Consider the following 19,170-nt stretch of genomic DNA (forward strand, 5'->3'; position numbering starts at 1 on the left):
CTCACCAAACGGTGAGCTTTTTTTATATCAAAAAAATATGATTCGTTATAAAAAAATACGAAACACGAAATTTATAGAAAAAGACATCCAAATCTGGAAAAATTACAATCTAGATTTAGATTTAGACTATCTCGCATCTCGGCAACGCAATTACTGTAAGGTTTACGTCAGTCCGTTCTGTGATATTTCTATGTTACAGTCTGATATTCCTTCACCTTATGGTAAATTCAGAAAAGAAATTATTAAAAGTTTATTGGAAATTTACAACAGTTGGGAAGCAAAACTAAAAACACTTAATAAGCCTTATTATTTAGCAATTTGGCTAACAGAACCAAAAATTGAAAAATCGCAAGTGGTTTGTGCCATTGACGATTTTCTTCATTTTTATGAAGATACCTTTTTTAGACCTGAAGAACAACGCAAATTACCAATACAGAATTATGGCAAATTCAAATCTGAATTAGAGCAATTTAATTGGATTTTCGGGCACGATGAAGGTCATTTTACAAATGACGATTTGGCTATGGAAGTTGACGATTACGCCAATGAAGAAGACTATCATTACTACCAAAGTTGGTACAAACGAAAAATAAAAGAAGGTGCACGCGTTTATGATGACGGCAATGGTTATGTGAGTTATTCATTTAAGCAGAATGATGTTTGGATTGGGACAAAGGAAAATAGATAGAATGAATTTTAAGACTGTTTAACAAATCTCAAATTATTCGAGTATCTTGTCAGTCCACTAATCAATTCAATTTATTATGAACAAAACAGTACAAACCATTTTACTTGTTGTTGGTGTTATTCTTGTTGGTTACGGTATTTACCAAATGATTGCTCCAGAAGCTTCGATAGACATTGGTCCGTTAAATGCCGAAGTTCAAGATAACAACAACGCTTATATCGCAATTGCTCTTGGCGTCGTGGCACTTGTTGGTAGTTTTATTGGTCGAAAAAAATAAAAATTTTATTTAGCAATTTTAAAAAATTAACTATCATCAAAAACCAATTCAATCTTCCTTTTAAATGCAGTTTTATTGTTTTAATAGGAAGCTTTTTTTGCACTACACTTTTGGCTCAAACCGAAGAGAAAAAGCCAGTTTCCGTAGATTTTAGTCCCTTTTATGGAACTATTTTGCAGCACAATCCTGATATTTCGCATTTAATTACGGAACATCCAACTGGTTTTATTTTAAGCTACAATCGTAAAACCTACGGATTTAACGACTGGGAACGCCGTTACAATTACCCAGATTGGGGTTTTTCTATGGCTTACCAAGACATGAAGAATTATAACTTAGGTGAAGTCTTTAGTCTCTATGGTCATTTTAATTTTTATTTTCTAAATAGAAGTTTGGTGTTTAGAATTGGACAAGGTATTGCTTATGCTAATAAACCCTATGATAAAAATGATAATTTTTTAAATAATGCATACGGCTCACATTTATTAAGCAGTACATATCTAAAGTTTGATTATATAAAGGAAAATATTTACAAAGGATTAGGTGTAAATGCAGGTGTAACCATCATCCACTACTCCAACGCCAATCTTAGAGCGCCGAACAATAGTACAAACACATTCGCATTTTCTGCTGGATTAAATTACACGTTTGATGGAGAAAATTTCCCTGAATACATTCCCGAAGGCGAACGCACTAAATACAGCGAACCTGTAAAATACAATTTCGTATTTAGAAGTGGAATTAATGAGAGTGACGTTAATGGTAGCGGACAGTTTCCGTTTTACGTATTTACAGCATTTGCAGATAAACGCATCAACCATAAAAGCACATTTTTGGTTGGTACCGAATTGTTTGTGTCTTATTTTTTGAAAGAATTTGTTGAGCATCAATCCATCGCTTTCCCAGAAAATAATGTAAGTGCTGATACTGATTTTAAACGTGTTGGTATTTTTGCTGGGCACGAACTGCGATTTAATAAAATCGCTTTCATCACACATTTAGGCTATTATTTATATTGGCCAGTTGAATTTGAAAGCCGAATTTATAACCGTTTAGGTTTGAAACGTTATTTCTCTGATAAATGGTTTGGTGTTATCAATGTGCATTCGCATGGCGCAAAGGCTGAAGCTGTTGAATTTGGTGTAGGAATTAGACTTTAAAAACAATGAAAAAAATAATATACATAATTGCACTATTATCTGTATTTACTTGTGACAATGCAGATGTTCCCGATTGTTTTCAAGCAGCTGGTGAAATTATTCAGGTTGAATATGATTTGAACGGTTTTGATAAAATCACAGTTTTGCAACGCAGTCAACTTATAGTTTCAGAAGGTCAATTTTCAGTGACTTTAGAAACAGGAGAAAATTTAGAAAATGATATTTCTGTTTTTGTCAACGCCAACGGAAGATTAATCATTGATAATGAAAATGCTTGTAACATTTCTAGAGATTATGGTATTACAAAAGTTTTTGTTTCGGCACCAAATGTGACTGAAATACGAAATGCATCAGGACTAGAAGTTTTGTCTGTTGGTGTGCTTTCTTATCCTAATTTATTATTAATTTCAGAAGATTTAGAAGAAGAAGAAGATGCCTTTAATACCAATGGCGATTTCAGATTGGACTTGGACGTTCAGAATTTAAAAATCATTCAGAATAATTTGAGTAATTTCTTTTTAACAGGAAATGTAACCAATCTTGATATCAACTTTTTATTTGGTGATGGTCGTTTTGAAGGTAGAAATCTTAGTGTTGAAAACACGACGCTTTTTCATCGTGGTACCAATGACATTATCTTAAATCCGCAAAATAGCTTAACAGGTAGCATTTTAAGCACTGGCGATGTGCGTATTACAAACACACCAACAGTTTTAAATGTTGAAGAATTATATACAGGCCGTTTAATTGTTGAGTAATTCTTAAACATAAAAAATCCCGTTTTTCAACAGGATTTATAATATTTATAGAAAAAATTACTTTGTATCATTTAATCCCCAATCGTATTCAATATAAGAAATTTCAGTATTTGAATTTATTTTTACTTCAGAATATCTATTTACATACTCAATTACAGACGATGCATTTTGTAAAAAGTCTTTTTTATACCATTTAAAAATTTCCGAAAGTTTGACACTGTTTTCAGAAATTTCATTTTTATCAGAATTTATAAATTCTTTTGCTGCCTTATCCATGAGCTCATCGACATTTTTTGCGGTGTAAGCCTCATTTAATAATTTAGGACATGAAATTGATGCACAATTAATGGCAAAGTGAATTCGAGGTTCGTTCATTTTTTGAAGAATTCCTTTTTCAATATCTGCTAATGAAAATTCCTTTTCACCAATAAAAATAAAGTTCTTTAAAAACGGTGAAATCGTTGCATCCACTTTTTTTATACTTTCAACAGGGTAATTATCTACAATAAGTTTTATTGTATTGGCATTGTAAACGTTGATAAAATATGCTAATTGTTCTGCTGTATTCCATTTTTTATTTGGTATTTGTTTGCTAAGAAATTTTACATAAGCATCCAAATCAGATTTGTCGGCTTTAAAACCTTTATAGTCTACCAAACCATTTGTTTTTACGTGTTTTTTAAGAAGTTTATCCCATTTACTATGGTCTATTTCATTCTTAGACGCGCTTTGAAACGTATCATCTACTTTTTTTACGTTGATGCCTTTTGCCGAAATGCACGATGTAGCACTCAATAAAATAAATGCCAATAATCCTATTTGTAATTTAAAATTTTTCATACATCAATATTACTATTTTTTAAAATGGTCGTTTAATGGCAAAAAAAATTACATTAACTCTTATACCAAAAAAGGCTTTCTGTAAAGAAAGCCTTTCTTATTATCTCCATAACAAATAACTAACTAATAAGATTCAGAGATAATGGATAGCTTGGCATTTCGCCATTACTAGCTTTTATAGCGTTTATAATTGGAAAAATGATAGAGAAAATTCCGATTAATATTAAGGTTAAAATTCCTAATCCAAACAACAATATAAGTGGAATACTAATTAGTGAATAAATAATAATACTTATCTGAAAGTTGAGTATCGCTTTTCCGTGTTCGTTCATGCCTTCTACACTGTCTCTTTGAGTTAACCATAAAATTAATGGTACCACTAAACCACCAAAACCAGTAAAGGCAGTAAGTAATTGACACAAATGCGTTATAACCAATAATTGATTGTCTTTACGCATTGATACTTGATAATAATTTGATTCCATGATTGATAATTTTTACCTATATGACGCGTAAATTATAAAAATGTTACAGATATACGCAATTTTTCGTATTCCATAAAAAGATAAGTAAAAGTAGTTTTACAGCAGAATAAATTTGATATTATGAAAGCTATTAAAACACTCCTTATTATTCTACTGTCTATTCAATTTGGATTTTCTCAAGTTATTGATATGGTAAATGCGCCGAGAAATCCGATTGGCTTTAAACACAAAAAAGAACATTTTTATTTAAAAGGCGATATTTATTCCTCTGCCGGAAAGATTTTTGACAAAGCTGGTAATATAATTTACAACTACGGGACACGCTACTATTACGAAAATAATGATGGCAGAATAACTGGTAACAATTATGGAGATGAATTTAAATATGATTCTCGAGGCAACATCATAAAATTTAAGTACAAAAGCGGAAGCACTAATGAATATAAGTTTGATAGTAATTATTTACTAGTATTTGAAAAAAATTCTTATGGAGATGAAAAATTTTATACCTACGATTCCCAAAATAGAATTATCAAAGAGGTCATCAATAAGAAAGGTGTGTTTTATCAGCAACGCGATTATACCTATGATAAAAAAGGTAGTAATATAATTGTTTCGGTGCAGTACTTAAATGCCAACAAAATGCCAGGATTTAAAGGCAGTTATCACTATAAAAATGGTTTTTTAGTAAAAGAAGAACTTGCAAGTGGCACTTACGAGTATATTGTTGATACTGATAAAAAAGGAAATAAAATTAATTTTTATGCAGCAAATGAGCCAAATGCAAAAGAGTTTAAAACCTTTAATCGATACTATAGTGATGCCAATAAAAACATAAAAATAGAATTTGGCTACTACAAACCTTACAATACTAAAGACCAACCAAAATTAGAGACTGTATTTATTGATGGAGAAAGAGATAGTGCTTTAAAAATAAGCAAGAGTGTACGACCAAATGAAAAACTAATTTATGACGGTTTAACGCAAACCTACTATGTAATTCCGCTTGGAAATCCTGATGACCATACCTTAGAAACGCGAATAGAAGCTACTTCAATTTTATCTAAAGGAGAACCTATGATAAGTTGCTCTTATGACGGAAAGTTTATCAATTATGTACATGGCGAAAACAGAGTAAAATCTCGTGAATTTGCATTTATTGGACCACATATGGTAGATTATCGTATCGACAAATCTGAAGGGCGCACTTATGTTGTTGATAATTATCAAAACATAAAAAATCAATCGCTTAAAACCATGCGATTGTTTACAACCAACGAAAACTCCATACTGTATTTGCGTGAGCTTGAAAAAGACAACTTTTTTATTGTTGTAGAAGGTAAACATATCGACTATAAAAAAGCACGTTTCGAATATTTAACTAATGGCGACCCAGTAATCTTTTTAGATAATAAACCCTTATATATTCTTACTGGTTTTAGAACTGCGCAAAATAATAAAATCTATGAAGGACGACCTTATAATGGCGAGTTAGACACTCAAAATTCAGTATCTTCAGTAACACCTACACCTAAAACCCAAACGACTCAAACTGCATCTTCTCCAACAGATTATAACTGTTCAATTGGTGATTGTCAAAATGGCTGGGGACAAGTCAAAGTAAATAATATTACTACAGATGCCACATTTAAAGATGGTGCAATAAATGGCGTTGCGTATATCCAATATCCAAATAACGCTTTTTATCATGGCGAATATGTAAATAATCGTAGACATGGTTTTGGTTATTACAAATGGTCTACCGGAAATAGTTACGTTGGCGAATGGAAAGATGGTAAACAACATGGTTTGGGATATACCATGGATGATAAAAATTACATAACAACCGCTGGTCGTTTTGAAAATGGAAAATTAGTAGAAAAGCAAGACCAAGATTATCTAAACACTAAAAAAGTTGGAAGCTGCACAGGCGAATGCTCAAATGGTTTTGGAAAATATGAGTACTCCAATGGTGATGTTTACTTTGGGTTCTTTAAAAATAGTCAGCGTTATGGCGTAGGTTCATATTCTTGGAATAACAATAGCGCATATACTGGCGCATACACAATCGGTGGCAAACGCAATGGTTTTGGTATTTATACTTACGTCGATGGTTCAGTATTTAGGGGTATGTTTACAGATGACCGCATTGATGGATTAGGCCGGATGACCTATAAAAAATCTGGAAATACTGTAAAAGGTGTTTTTAATAACAAAGGCGCAAAAATAAGAGATTATTAAATTTTAAATAATGAAAAAAATATTACTAATTATTCTCGCTTTTACGGTTCAAGTATCGTTGACCAATTGTCAAAACAAAACAATAGAAACAAAAACTTACGAAGTTACTCCAGAATTTGCTAAAAGTATTAACAAGCCTGAAGTTCACTTTAAAGTTGAAATTCCAACCTCGTTAAATTTTGATAAGCCGCAACCTGGAAAGAAAACCTCTTCTTACGGTATGATTCAGAAAAAAAATGACAAGAATGAAATTATAGAAATGTGTTCCTTTGGATACATTGACATAAAAGGACAAACCGATTTTGAAGACACAGCTAAGTCATTTTTAGGACAAGTTAAAGACATGCTTGAAGGTGCTGGTTACAAAATGGAAGAAAGCAAAATTGGCTACATTAAACTAGATAATAACGACCATTTGGCACTTACAGCTATTGCTAGTATGGATGAGGGTTTATTTGATGAGTTTGTTGGTCGTTATTATTTCAATGCCGTTATAAGACCAAATCCAAACCCTAAAGCATCTACACAAATCATGTTTTTTATGTCCGCGAGAGACGACCAAAATATTAACGAGTACAAAGATTTTATTGAAAAATTAGATATTTCTACCGTTTGGGAAACGTTTAAATATTTGTAAATCTAGCTTTTTAAGCTATTTAAAAATTCTTGACGTCGGTTACGAGATACTGGCAGTTTTGAGCCATTTGATAATTGTACGTAACCTTCATTTAAATATTTTTCTATATAGCTTAGATTAATTAAATGTGATTTATGGATTAAATAAAACGATTGATTATCCAAAATTTTATTAAAATGCCCAATGCTATTGGAACTTAATATAGATTTTCGGTTTTCTATGTAAATATGCGTGTAGCCATTATCACCCTTTAAATGAATAATTTCTGAAATCTTTACAAACTCTAATCCATCTTGCGATGGTATTACAATCTTTTTATCCTGAAAAGTTTGTACGCCTAAATTGTCAATTAGTAACTTATTTTTTTCTAAAGCTGATTTCTCTTCTATATTATCAATCGCTTTTTTAACTGCTGTCACTAAATCTACATTGTCTATTGGTTTTACTAGATATCCGATAGCACAATGTTTGATTGCTTCAATAGCGTAGTTATCAAAGGCCGTGGCGAATATAATTTCAAAATTTGGTTTTTTAATTTTAGATAATACATCAAAACCACTAAGTTCTGGCATCGCTACATCTAAAAACACCAAATGCGGATTTTTGGCTTCAACCAACGCAATAGCATCTTTTGGGTCTTGAGTTTCGGCAATAATATTAACATTAGGACAAAGACGTTCTAATTTATTTTTTAGAATGGCAATCGCCTTTCGTTCATCATCAATTATGATGGCATTTATCTGCATTTTGTTAGTTGGTTTTAAAAGTTAGGTTAACTAATGTGCCTGTGGTTTTTGGGTCAATTTCTGAGCAATCTTGTATGCTATAATCAATACTAATAGCATCTGTTTTATTCAATAAATCCAAACGTTCTTTTAATACTGCAGAAGAGTTAGAATTGTAATTTTTGGTCGACGTTTTAAAAATTTCTTTCGCCTTATTAATACCAATACCGTCGTCTAGTACAGAAACTTTGAAGGTGGTTTCATCTATATATTTAAACGTAATTTTTATATAACCATTTTCCTTTTTATGAAATAAACCATGATTCAGCGCATTTTCCACAATCGGTTGTAACAACATTGAAGGTATGGTTTGTTCTTCAGTTTCAAACTCATCACTCACGTAAATATCATAATTCAGCTTATCTTCAAACCTCAACTTTTCGATATCTAGATACAGTTGAAGCAACTCAATTTCTTGTGCTATGGTAATGTTTTGCTCTCTTGAATATTCAAAAAACAAGCGAATTAATTTTGAAAATTTAGACAAGTAATTCTCAGAAAATTCCACCTCATTTCGTTGTATAAAATACTGAATAGCATTTAAAGAATTATGTACAAAATGAGGATTCATTTGGCTACGTAACGCTTGTAACTCTAGACCTGCGGTACGCTTTTCTCTTTCTGTGCGCTCATATTCGCGTTTTTTAATTTGTTTTTTTAAAACAAAATACATGATTACAAAACTGGATAATCCTAAGATTACAAAACCTATTTTTGCATAAATAGTTTGCCACCATTTAGGAATAATTTTTAAGTATTGTTTTACAACAGTGGTGTTAAAATGCTGGTCACGCGCTAATACTTTTAACTCGTATAAATTAGGCGAAAGGTTTGAGAAGTTTAACGTTTTTGTATTTGTAATTGTCCAATCCGTTCGTGTTGGCTCTAATTTATATTTGTATTTTATGTTTTGTTGATTTTTAAAATCTAAAGCCGCAAATGAAATTGATATATTATCTCTAGCGCCATTTTTGTAAACTAACGTATCACTTTTAGTATTAAAATATATGTTGGGTTGTTGTTTGTAAATGGGATTGTTAACATTAAGCTTTGCTAATCCCAAATCGCTTGCAGCGTATAAGGTATCACCAACTATAAAAATATCATTAGTATTTGTCTGTAGTAAACCATCTGATTCTACAAAACGGTCTGTAATTTTTGAGGCTTCTAAATTATTATTATTCAGAGTTACTTTAAGCACACCATTCTGGGTTGCTAACCAAAGGTCTTCATTTTGTTTTACTACTTTTTGTACAAATAAATCTGAAGTGTTTTTAAGAGGAATTACTTCTTCTTCATTATATAAATAAACACCTTGACCGTCTGTAGCTACATAAAGGTAGTTTCCTTCTTTTTGAATATAATTAATATTCGTTTGTAAAATTTCATGTTTTATGCTAGGCTTTACAATGCTGTCATTTTGCAAAACGCTTAACCCATCGCTTCCACCAAGATATATTCTATTTTTAAAAGTCTCAAGCTCAATTAAACCAATTTTTCTATCAATATAACTTACGATATTGCTTTGTTTTGATAATTTTGAGAAACCAGCATTTGTAATAAGATAAGTACTATCATTTTTGAAAATGACATCTTTATAATTTAAAGTTTCATCTTGAAAATATTCATATTTTAACGGTGTTATATCATTTTTTGAAAACGAATACAAATCATAAGATGATACAATCATATTATTTTTTATTTGATAAATATTCTGTTTCTTTTTATTCAGATTAGAAAGGCGTCTTGCCTTATTATTTTCCAGCTTATAAATGCCGTCTTGATTGGTACCTACATGCAACTGGTTGCCAATATTTCCAATTCTTTTAGTTGCTTTGTTTTCTAAAAAGTAAGCAGAGCTTTTTTGAGTATTATTTATTAAATACACACCCTTATTTGAGCTAACAGTCCATAAATTACCATGGCTATCTTTGTAAGCGCGTGTCGCGTTATTTTCTTTAGGCAATTCTATGGTTTCAATTAAATTGTAATCAGTATCAAATCTTAACAATTGATTGTCAATAGTAATTTGCAGTATGTTATCATTTATTTTATAATATAGTTTGTCTAATATCGTTTTATATTGATAAGTTTTAAATGGGTGAAATTTGTAATTGTCTTTGCCATCTGTTAATAAAATCCCATTTTCTGAAAATATTAAAAAAATTGATTTTTCACCTAAAACTTCGAAACACGCAACTAAAGGTTTTATAGGTACTGATAATCTAAAATTGCTTACTTCTTCATGTTTATTATTAAAAAGACGTATTTGATTTTCATCTAGAGTTAATGAGTTTTTACTTATAAAATCATCATTTAAATGAGTATATCCTCTTTTTTTAAAATACAACTTTCTTGATTGTATTGAATCATGTCTGGGATATTCCTTCAATACATTATTTTCTAATTTATAAAATGACTGAAAAGCGAAATAAGTTTCTAATTTGCTTGATACTACATAAGGCGCAATTACTTTATTATTACTAGTTTTTACCTTATGGATACTATCATTTTCAAAATAACTTTGGTATTTACTTTTAGAAATAAACCATATACGGTTTCTATGGTCTTTTTCCAATAACCAAATATCATTATTTTGCAAACCGTCTTTAATGGTGAAATTTTTAAAAGTTTCCCCATTATATCTAGAGACACCACGATTTGTTGCAAACCAAATAAAACCATCGTTATCTTCCAACACATCGTAGACGTGGTTACTAGGCAAACCATCATCTACAGTGAGAGGTATTGGTTTTTGGGCAGAACCTACCCAGCATACAAAAAGGAAAAGAATGGTTAGTTTTTTAATCACATTTTAAAGATACTAGAAAATTAATCTCTTACAATATCAATAACTACAGAAATGGTATGTTGTACAGAGCTGTTATCAAAATAAGTACCTGTGATATTTATCTCAATGGTGTCACCAGTATTTGGTCCAAAAGCCACATAACTAAAAGTTAAATTGTTAGCTGCAGCGTCATCTATATCTACTCCAAATATTTGCAAACGCCCAGAAACAGGTCCTGAAATCGTTTCAGAACTTGGTACCGTCACTGTAAACGGATTTGCATTAGATGGTCCAAACTGAAACAAAAAAGGATTTGTACTCGTGTCTTGAGACGTGATTCTAAAAATATTAGAAAATCCTGTTTGTGGTGCAACAGGAAAATCGTCTGCTGTTATGTTCGTTGAAAATTCAACAGGCACTGTTGCACCATCTATAAAAACTTCAATAGTTTCAGAACCTCGTTGTGTTGCGTCGTCATCACCTTCACATGATATAGATAATGTTATTGCTAAAATACAGATGAGTGCTAAAACTCTATTTTTCATAATTATAAATTTAAAAGTTTAAATACCTTCTGAATCTAACCAATCGCAAGACCATTTTCCTGTATCCGATTTTCTGAATTTTACTTTGTGAGAATAGACACCGTTTCTACTCTTCAGCAAAGCGTTATCTGATGACGCATCGTAAAATGGTGTTTTCACTTTTTCAAACTCAGCTGTAACTATTGCTTGTCTTTCATTTACCATATTGACTTCAAGTATAGATTTTGTATCTCTATATGCAGTTTGCACTTGTGCAGAATTGCCTTGTTGTTTAATAATAAAATTTTGGTATTGTGGTTTAATTGCAATGGTGTAAATCGTATGGACTTCCGTTCTTGTTCCAAAAGTCAAGGTTTTACTCGCACCTGTTGTAATGGTTATAACACCTTGTTGTTCTAATTGGCGTAACTTATTAAGTTCTGAAACTCCAGAGCCAGAATTCTTTAATGACACCTGACCAACAGGAATAAATCTTGTGGTTTGCATTGGTCTCTCAACTTCCATTTGCTTCATTACGGCTAATGCTTCTGTCTTGGTTAAGCCTTGACTTCCACAAGCCAATAATAACAATAGCGCTAGACCTGATAGTCTTGATAAAATTTTCATATTAAAAAATTTAGATGATTATGGTGATACGCTATCAATCGTTACGCAAAACTCTGCCTCGCCTACATTAGGTATAACTACATCAAACCTAAACTCATCGCCAACATTGGTGCCTGCACGCTGACATGTTACTGTAGCATTATTATACGTATTCCCGTTTAAGGTAATAGTTCCTGGTCCAGATGCATTTTGTGTGACGATGTTTGTAACAAAGTTTGTCATGGCCTGAGCGCCAGATTCACCAATTTCTATCTGACCAACGCCTTGACCCAACGCGTTTGGAAAAAAGTCAGTAATCATCGATGTATCCGTGTATTGTTGTACAATATTGCCATTAGTATCTACATAGGTTAAACCGGCGAAAGTGCACGCATTATTGTTTGGATTATTGGCATCATCATTATCACAATTAAATAATAAGATGGCGCATAAAACGATTAAGGAATTTTTTAAAGTTTTCATGATTTTTGAATTTTAAGTTATACTTGTTTTTAATTATTGTTTTTAGATGTTAAGCCAATTAAATAAAAAGGAATACTTTGGCTTGAAGTTGTACTGTTGGCTAAATCTATTTCTTTAAAGAAACTAACATTTGGATTTGATGTGTCTGATGTTGTTATACAATATGTATCATCAAAAGCATCATAAGTTGTAGAATAGCGCTCTTTATCAATGCTATTGTTATTAGATATAAAATCATACAAAACTAATGGTGCAGAAGTAAGATTATTAATATCTAGTTGGACTAACTCTAATCTTACGCCATTGACACCATTTTGCTCTCTTATTGCTAATAAATTACCGTTTCTTCGATATTCTAAACCATAGAATTCTTCAAAACTAGTTGTAGCATTGAAATTGGGAGATAATTCCGTATGCGCTGTCGTATTTGAATTAATAGTATAACTCACCAAATTAGTTCCTGATAAAAAGTAAAGTGTACCTGTTCTGTTTGATGCAGATGACATATAATTCCAATCAAAACGACTAAGTAAAGGGAATGAACTAGACGTATTTATTGATAAAGAACCATCTGCCTGGTTTATAGTATCGATACTATAATTGACAGGATTATTTCCACTTCCAAAATTATCTACGGTTATTGCATATAAATTACCATTATCAAATATAGGCGCCGAATAAAATCCTGAGATGACAAACTCTTGTCTACTTTGAGCATTTAAATCGTATTTATAAATGCGTTGTTCTCTTGGAAATTCGATAAAATAAGTGTTTGAATTACTATCGTAAGCATCATAATTTAATGGCTTTGTCGACACTCCGAAAAAATTCTGTTGCACATCAGTTCTGATGGTATTAAATACCACGGGAGATGAAATAGGTTTACTTATACTATCTAATGAAAATGTCACTGAAGGCGTCTGAGTTACGTCTGAGGTGATTACCAAAAGACCATCAGATTGATTATTATTAGTATTAATACCATCATCACTATCGCATGCAAGCAATACAATTGAAATAATTATTGCAAATATGTATTTAGTCGTTTTCATAATATTGATTTACATTTTAGTAGAAAATCCACCATTCAGTATTATGCCACCACCAAGATGCGTTGGTTTGTAGCTTGCAAAATATTTGTAATAATCTGTAACGTAACAGATGCTACAATCCTCGAAATAGACTACTGCTGTTATTGAATATTCGTAAATACCATTACAGTTTAAACTTGTTGGAAACTTAAATGTTCTATTATCTTGTGTTACAGCATGTGGCATTCCGCTATACTCAACCTTATTTGTTTGGCTATAGTTACCTATAATCGGAGGTTGGTTTACTAACCAACTGCCTGGACTTGGTGGCGGACTTGTGCTGATAAAACGACCTGAGATGTTTCTATTACATGCGCCGAAACAACCATAAACAAAAGGTCTTCCGTTAAAATAGAATACATTTGGTATACATGGATTTACAGGTTTAATATCATTAAGCACATACTCAATCTTCATTATTTTTTCTTGAGAATTATTATTCAATGTGGTTGAAATATCTCCGTTTCTAGACACACCTATGATATTAAAATCGAAACTACCATTGCCATCTACAATACAATCTGCTTCTTTATTTTTAACACAATCTGAAATTGTGATACATTTTTGAGGTAAACTCTGCGTACCGAAATCTATGTTTTTCTGAAGTGCCGCTTGATAATTTTGGCTTTTTTGAGGTGTATCGAAATTTACAATTTCAGGATTTTGTTGTAATGCTTTTGCTACCTCAACAATATCGAGTTGTTCTTTTCTAGAACCTGCATTTAAATATTGCTGAATTAAAGAGGTATCTGATAATAAAACGGGTTTTACAATTGAAGATTGTGGACCATCTATATAGGTTTTCACTTTTGCATCATTACAAACCTGAACTGTTTCGTTATTTGGCAATTGTGCAAAATTATATTCGAATTCGTAACTTATAACTCTAGCCTCGCAAGGTTGTAAAACAACACCGATATAATCAAATCCTGTTGCGGTTGCAGCTGTTGGCGAAAATGGCGTGCTCGGCGAACATAATGGTCCTGCTCCTATACTTATACATTCTTTAAAATTTCCAAAACTTGTTACTGTAATATTATTTGGTACCGTTAAACGGTCTGTAATATCAGCTGTTACTGGAATACTTCCTAGATTAGCCAACAATATAGAATAAGTCACCTTTTGTGTATTTAAATCACAATTTTTTGTATCGGCATCCATAGACTTATAAGCCATCACTAGATTATCTCTATTAATTTGAATTGAAGCTTTATTAGATAATAAAGATTGCCTTCCGCCAAGATTAGAATCTATATAGTCAAGCCTGTAAATATTTTCGTACAAACCTGTTGGTGCATCGGGTTTAATTTTGGCTTTAACCTTAACGATGTATTGCACAACACCATCGCACGTAAACTCATTCAGTCTATGCTTATTGCCAAAATCAATATTCAATAGATTGGTATTTGAATTAAATCTTTTGGCTACTGTGCTTGTCACATCCTTAAAATCTGACGTGTCGCATGTAGAAATAGAAGTCTGTCTAGTTTTAGATTTAAATATTCTTACATCAGTATTAATATCATCAATTGTAAAATGTGTAGGAAGAGCATCTTCAAGATTAATGTCTTTGGCTTCTGCAAGACCGTAATTATAAAAATGAAGCGCATACTCAACTGTATCTCCTGGCAAAAATTCATCTATTGCAAATGGACCACATGTTCTATCTGGACTGTTACAAATCGTTTTAGTTCTTTGAATAGCTACTGAGTTTGGTACAGTTCGCAATGTTTCTGCACATGATTCTTTATTTAACGTAAAGAGATTTCCTAATTCATCTTCGCCATCTACTATTAACGTTGCGCAATTATCAATAGATTCATTAGGCACATTGGTAGATGTTTTAAAAGAAATCTCAATTATAATACTCTCCGTCGGCGCAATATTAGCATTATTTGTAACTGTTAAATTGTTGTTAGCTAAATTTGCAGTAGCATTATTCGAGGTCGTAATTTGACCAATATCTAAATCCTGATTTGGTAAAATGTCTTTGAGTTTAATAGTATTATAACTTAATCTAGGCGTACAGTTTTTAATTTCAATGGTATATTTCCCTTTACAACCTTTCATGGTAAGGTTTAAATCGTTACCATACATTTTTAAAGTTTTAGAAAAACAAATGCTATCTTTTATGGTCACAGGAATATTCGGAGATCCTCCGTTAGGGTTGTTTGGGTCTTTAATACAGGTAATATTCTCAATAATTGATTGTTCTTTTTCAAATATTCGATTTCCGCATTTATCTTTTGCTTCAAAATAAGCTGTGTTGGACAATGTAAAGGTTGGGCCAAAACACGTACAATTAACTAATCTAATTTTTACTTGATATAATAGGCTGCTTGCTGATTTCAAGTTTTGGTCAAGATTCCAATCCATGGTTACAACATTTGGGCTAAATGCTATATTTGGCGTAACTGTGTTACCTGTCATCGCTGATTCGTCTGTAATATGCTCTACTTCTATATCGCTTGGATTACCTGTTAGAGTTATACAATTAGGAATATTAAATTCGTCAAAGAATTTTGGAGTAAAATTTGCAAAGTCTAAAAATTCAAAATTCCCAGTATTTGAAGTCAATCTCACATCATAAGTCAATACATTATTTTGAAGATTTCTAAACGTTTTCTGTAATTGTATTGGGATTTGAGTTTTTACAGAAATTTGCTCTGTATTCGATTTTATATTGGCATCAGCCAATTTTAAAACACCTTGATTATCTAATGTTGAATAATTACAAGCTTGACTATTAAGCTTTACATAAATTTTAAAACTGTAAGATCCATTTGGTATTGCTGAACCATTACATTGATTAAATTCTACTTTAACTTCTCTCGTACCAGCATTGTAAGAATTATTAATTGCATTGCAAAACCCCCAATTTTGAAGTAAAACTGTCGATGGATTATATTCCACTCTCACAAAATCTAAAGCTGGGTCTATTTTATCTGTAAACTCAATTAATTTGCTTAAATCAGTCACGTTATTTATAGAAATGGTATAATGAAATTCTTCTCCAATAAATACTGATGATTTTGAAGCTGTTTTTGTTACCGTTTGTGCCTGCATTACTTGAACTAATGCAAAAGCAACTACTAAAATGTTTATTATTTTTTTCATTTTTTAAAGTCTTTAATTTGAATTAGTTCGGGATGTATTGCTCGCAAAATTGTCCATCAACCATATGCACAGTCACCTTAATTCTATACTGAATCATTTCTTTGTTATAGTAATTATCTATTAAAAGTTTTAAAGGCACACTTTGTTTTAATGGCGAAATATCTTGAATAATCATTGTACTTCTAAAGCCTGATAAACTTCCTGTAAGTTGTACTGGATTATTGTCTATTCTTGAGGTACTTAAAAATTCAAAATTTACTGGAGTAACAAGTCTTGTATTAGGTATATCTTTAACTTTCGTATAATCTAATTTTACAACAATCTTCTCTATGTCTGTTGGTGCATTTACAACAGCATCTACTACAAATTGATTGCCGACCTGATTTGGTGGGGTTGTATTATTAATAACAACGCCATCACAATCGATACAACACATAGGTATGTCAAACGTTATTTTTTGGCTACATATAATTGTGCCTTTACTATCTCTAAAAACAACAATAACAATTAAGCTTTCTCCTGTGTAATTTGAGAAATCTCCACTTAAGTTTAGCTTTCCGTTTGCATTTAAATTGTTGTTATTATTTGTTATAGGAATATTAATTACAGTGTTGTTTAAATCTCTAATTTCAACAGAAGCTGTATGAGTTGATGGATTATTGTAGTTATTTAAACTCGCGACAAAATTTAGCTCTGTTTTACCGTTATTAAACAAGCATGATTGTGGTTCTGCATCGATACCACAACTCTTCACTGGTGGACATTGCGGAACAGCAAGATTTATAATTCCGCAACTAAATGGCTGACCTGTAGTCGGGTCTGTTAGTGTTACGCTAATATTAATATTAGAATTTCCATAACTGTTAGGAATAGTAATATCATAAGAAATATTACCAGTAGTTGCCGTTGTCACATAAGGAAAGTTTACAGTACTTGTAACAGGAACAGTGACTCCATTTTGTGTCGCTTCGAGCGTAATTGTACTACCAACTAAATGATTTGCCCATGATGTTGTGACGCCTGTAAATGTAACTGTATTGGCGTCACAGGTAAAAGCAGTTTGGTCTATATTGAGCTCGCAGTCTTTGGAAGGAACACAAGTTGGTACTAAAACATCTGCTCCACCACAACTTCTAGCAAAACCTGTATTTGGATTAGATATTCTAGAGATTAAAGTAATCTGATTTCCAGAATAAGTATTAGGTATTGTAATTGAGTATGATGCAGTTCCACTTAAATTACCATTAGCAGTCGTTAATTGAATTGGTAAATTATTTGGATTAACTATTAATGGTACAGAATTTGCGTTTTGATTAGTTGCTAATATGTCTATTGTACTACCACTAATTGCATTACTCCAAGTTACAACTCCAGAATATGTAATTCCATTACTATCACAACTGTAGTTGTTAGGGTCAATCTCAAAATCACAAGTATATGGTGCTATACATGGCGGTACTTGAAAAGTGATAACTGGCGAGGTACAAACTATATTACCTGTTGCATAATCCATAACTTTGAAAACTGCAGTTAAAGTAGAATTAGCATGACCATTGAGAGTTGCACTACCAGTAAAGCTTCCTGCACTTCCTCCCAATGCAGTATTATTCCCGACAATAGAAGTATTCACTATATTGTTATTAGTGTCATAAACTTCTATGAGTTTAGCGAAATTAGGATTATAACCAGACCAATTGACTGTTAAGCTAGCATAAGGCGTTGTATATTTACAATTAACATTATTAAAAACAATTTCACAAAAAGGCGGAAAAACACTATCTGGCTCATCCTTATCCTTAGAACTTCCACCAAGATTAATTTTTATTCCCGCGTTAATCCCAATAGATGAAGTCTTTACGGTTTCGTCATTAAAGTCCTGCTCAAAATCTATTTGGTCATCTGCGCCTGGTCCATCAGCTAGAATTATTGTAAAATCTCGTGTTTGGTAATTGATTTCAGAACCTGAAAAATTAAACTGAGGATTTACAAATAAAGAGATTTTAGGAGAAACATTGTAATTAAATCTAACTCCAGTAGTTAAACCAAATGCAGTGGAACTCTCTTCTTTGGTATTAAAAACTTCAGTCATATTTATTGAAGCACTCGTTGTTGGACTATTTACAAAAGAAATACCAGCTTTACCATATAATTCAGTTGTAAATTTTCCTGAGCCAATTTTATAAGTTGGACCAACGGTTATGCTTGTTGTTGTAAAATTTTTATCAGTATTTTCTGATATTGCAAAAGAACCAGGCAAAGCATTAAAATCTATGGGATTCTTTACTGCAAAAGTCTGATAATTAAAATCTAAACCAAAAGCTAAGCGTTTAGTAACATATTTATCTGCTGCTAAGCCAAAACCAAATCCATTATCTGCAATATTTTTAAAACTAGATTGTGGTGTACTTAAACCAGCGTATGGCGAAAGATTAAAAGGATTAGAACCTTTCTCCTGAGCGTACAAATTACTTGCTTGTAAACAAAAAAGTATAAGTACTAAAAAACATCTATATCTCATATGGGTGATTTATTTTACCTAAAGATTTCATATTTCTCTTACAAAACAAGTCACCAATGCATTATCGGTTGATTTCAATCTATGAACAGAAAATAAGGTTAACGGTATTTTAGGGTTTGTACCTTTAAATACTTTACATTTTAATGTAAATTGCAGCTCAAATTTTTCA

16 protein-coding genes are annotated in these 19,170 nt (G+C 31.7%); 6 read left to right on the plus strand and 10 right to left on the minus strand.

What is annotated here, in order from left to right; genetic code table 11:
• The first annotated feature begins 37 nt into the window (after positions 1-37).
• The 4 genes from ACFQ1Q_RS01605 to ACFQ1Q_RS01620 all read left to right on the plus strand — a co-directional run bounded on the left by ACFQ1Q_RS01605 (position 38) and on the right by ACFQ1Q_RS01620 (position 2,883).
• Positions 38-688 carry a hypothetical protein gene (locus tag ACFQ1Q_RS01605; protein WP_386127290.1) on the plus strand — a complete coding sequence of 217 codons (651 nt, stop codon included), beginning with the start codon at positions 38-40 and terminating at the stop codon, positions 686-688.
• 76 nt (positions 689-764) lie between these two features.
• Positions 765-965, plus strand: a complete 201-nt coding sequence (locus tag ACFQ1Q_RS01610) for a hypothetical protein (protein ID WP_386127292.1) — start codon at positions 765-767, stop codon at positions 963-965.
• Positions 966-1,075: 110 nt separating this feature from the next.
• The gene (locus ACFQ1Q_RS01615; protein ID WP_386127294.1) at positions 1,076-2,125 is read left to right on the plus strand and encodes an acyloxyacyl hydrolase; all 1,050 of its coding nucleotides are present in this window, start codon (positions 1,076-1,078) and stop codon (positions 2,123-2,125) included.
• Positions 2,126-2,130: 5 nt separating this feature from the next.
• Positions 2,131-2,883 carry a head GIN domain-containing protein gene (locus ACFQ1Q_RS01620; RefSeq protein ID WP_386127296.1) on the plus strand — a complete coding sequence of 251 codons (753 nt, stop codon included), beginning with the start codon at positions 2,131-2,133 and terminating at the stop codon, positions 2,881-2,883.
• A gap of 57 nt (positions 2,884-2,940) precedes the next feature.
• Here the strand turns inward: ACFQ1Q_RS01620 and ACFQ1Q_RS01625 are convergent, their stop codons facing one another.
• Both ACFQ1Q_RS01625 and ACFQ1Q_RS01630 read right to left on the minus strand, forming a co-directional pair.
• Positions 2,941-3,723 (minus strand): DUF547 domain-containing protein, encoded by a 783-nt coding sequence (locus ACFQ1Q_RS01625; RefSeq protein WP_386127298.1) that lies wholly within the window; start codon positions 3,721-3,723, stop codon positions 2,941-2,943.
• A 119-nt stretch (positions 3,724-3,842) separates the two neighbouring features.
• Positions 3,843-4,181 carry a DUF4870 domain-containing protein gene (locus ACFQ1Q_RS01630; RefSeq protein WP_386127518.1) on the minus strand — a complete coding sequence of 113 codons (339 nt, stop codon included), beginning with the start codon at positions 4,179-4,181 and terminating at the stop codon, positions 3,843-3,845.
• A 147-nt stretch (positions 4,182-4,328) separates the two neighbouring features.
• On the opposite strand from ACFQ1Q_RS01630, the gene ACFQ1Q_RS01635 reads away from it, so the two are divergent.
• A complete protein-coding gene (locus ACFQ1Q_RS01635; RefSeq protein WP_386127300.1) occupies positions 4,329-6,449 on the plus strand; it encodes an MORN motif precursor in 2,121 nt (706 codons plus the stop codon).
• Between the two features lie 10 nt (positions 6,450-6,459).
• Positions 6,460-7,086 (plus strand): hypothetical protein, encoded by a 627-nt coding sequence (locus ACFQ1Q_RS01640; protein WP_386127302.1) that lies wholly within the window; start codon positions 6,460-6,462, stop codon positions 7,084-7,086.
• A 2-nt stretch (positions 7,087-7,088) separates the two neighbouring features.
• On the opposite strand, the gene ACFQ1Q_RS01645 is transcribed toward ACFQ1Q_RS01640, so the two are convergent.
• Genes ACFQ1Q_RS01645 through ACFQ1Q_RS01680 form a run of 8 tightly spaced genes read right to left on the minus strand, consistent with a single transcriptional unit; the run spans position 7,089 to position 19,001 of the window.
• Complete coding sequence (locus ACFQ1Q_RS01645) at positions 7,089-7,832, minus strand: LytR/AlgR family response regulator transcription factor (protein ID WP_386127304.1); 744 nt, start codon at positions 7,830-7,832, stop codon at positions 7,089-7,091.
• A gap of 4 nt (positions 7,833-7,836) precedes the next feature.
• Entirely contained in the window at positions 7,837-10,683 is a 2,847-nt protein-coding gene (locus ACFQ1Q_RS01650; RefSeq protein ID WP_386127306.1) for a sensor histidine kinase, read from the minus strand.
• A 20-nt stretch (positions 10,684-10,703) separates the two neighbouring features.
• Positions 10,704-11,207 carry a hypothetical protein gene (locus ACFQ1Q_RS01655; protein WP_386127308.1) on the minus strand — a complete coding sequence of 168 codons (504 nt, stop codon included), beginning with the start codon at positions 11,205-11,207 and terminating at the stop codon, positions 10,704-10,706.
• 18 nt (positions 11,208-11,225) lie between these two features.
• Positions 11,226-11,813 (minus strand): hypothetical protein, encoded by a 588-nt coding sequence (locus tag ACFQ1Q_RS01660; protein ID WP_386127310.1) that lies wholly within the window; start codon positions 11,811-11,813, stop codon positions 11,226-11,228.
• 18 nt (positions 11,814-11,831) lie between these two features.
• Positions 11,832-12,275, minus strand: a complete 444-nt coding sequence (locus ACFQ1Q_RS01665; protein ID WP_386127312.1) for a hypothetical protein — start codon at positions 12,273-12,275, stop codon at positions 11,832-11,834.
• A gap of 29 nt (positions 12,276-12,304) precedes the next feature.
• A complete protein-coding gene (locus ACFQ1Q_RS01670) occupies positions 12,305-13,327 on the minus strand; it encodes a hypothetical protein (protein ID WP_386127314.1) in 1,023 nt (340 codons plus the stop codon).
• A gap of 9 nt (positions 13,328-13,336) precedes the next feature.
• Positions 13,337-16,483, minus strand: a complete 3,147-nt coding sequence (locus ACFQ1Q_RS01675; RefSeq protein WP_386127316.1) for an isopeptide-forming domain-containing fimbrial protein — start codon at positions 16,481-16,483, stop codon at positions 13,337-13,339.
• 22 nt (positions 16,484-16,505) lie between these two features.
• On the minus strand, positions 16,506-19,001 hold the full coding sequence (locus tag ACFQ1Q_RS01680) for an outer membrane beta-barrel protein (protein WP_386127318.1): 2,496 nt from the start codon (positions 18,999-19,001) through the stop codon (positions 16,506-16,508).
• Positions 19,002-19,170 lie beyond the last annotated feature (169 nt).

Source organism: Winogradskyella litorisediminis (assembly GCF_042675765.1).
Lineage (GTDB): Bacteria > Bacteroidota > Bacteroidia > Flavobacteriales > Flavobacteriaceae > Winogradskyella > Winogradskyella litorisediminis.

Bases quoted from the DNA above. Each gene is read 5' to 3' on its own strand.
- ACFQ1Q_RS01605 (WP_386127290.1), top strand. From the start codon at position 38: ATGATTCGTTATAAAAAAATACGAAACACGAAATTTATAGAAAAAGAC.
- ACFQ1Q_RS01610 (WP_386127292.1), top strand. From the start codon at position 765: ATGAACAAAACAGTACAAACCATTTTACTTGTTGTTGGTGTTATTCTT.
- ACFQ1Q_RS01620 (WP_386127296.1), top strand. From the start codon at position 2,131: ATGAAAAAAATAATATACATAATTGCACTATTATCTGTATTTACTTGT.
- ACFQ1Q_RS01625 (WP_386127298.1), bottom strand. From the start codon at position 3,723: ATGAAAAATTTTAAATTACAAATAGGATTATTGGCATTTATTTTATTG.
- ACFQ1Q_RS01630 (WP_386127518.1), bottom strand. From the start codon at position 4,181: ATGCGTAAAGACAATCAATTATTGGTTATAACGCATTTGTGTCAATTA.
- ACFQ1Q_RS01635 (WP_386127300.1), top strand. From the start codon at position 4,329: ATGAAAGCTATTAAAACACTCCTTATTATTCTACTGTCTATTCAATTT.
- ACFQ1Q_RS01640 (WP_386127302.1), top strand. From the start codon at position 6,460: ATGAAAAAAATATTACTAATTATTCTCGCTTTTACGGTTCAAGTATCG.
- ACFQ1Q_RS01645 (WP_386127304.1), bottom strand. From the start codon at position 7,832: ATGCAGATAAATGCCATCATAATTGATGATGAACGAAAGGCGATTGCC.
- ACFQ1Q_RS01655 (WP_386127308.1), bottom strand. From the start codon at position 11,207: ATGAAAAATAGAGTTTTAGCACTCATCTGTATTTTAGCAATAACATTA.
- ACFQ1Q_RS01660 (WP_386127310.1), bottom strand. From the start codon at position 11,813: ATGAAAATTTTATCAAGACTATCAGGTCTAGCGCTATTGTTATTATTG.
- ACFQ1Q_RS01665 (WP_386127312.1), bottom strand. From the start codon at position 12,275: ATGAAAACTTTAAAAAATTCCTTAATCGTTTTATGCGCCATCTTATTA.
- ACFQ1Q_RS01670 (WP_386127314.1), bottom strand. From the start codon at position 13,327: ATGAAAACGACTAAATACATATTTGCAATAATTATTTCAATTGTATTG.
- ACFQ1Q_RS01675 (WP_386127316.1), bottom strand. From the start codon at position 16,483: ATGAAAAAAATAATAAACATTTTAGTAGTTGCTTTTGCATTAGTTCAA.
- ACFQ1Q_RS01680 (WP_386127318.1), bottom strand. From the start codon at position 19,001: ATGAGATATAGATGTTTTTTAGTACTTATACTTTTTTGTTTACAAGCA.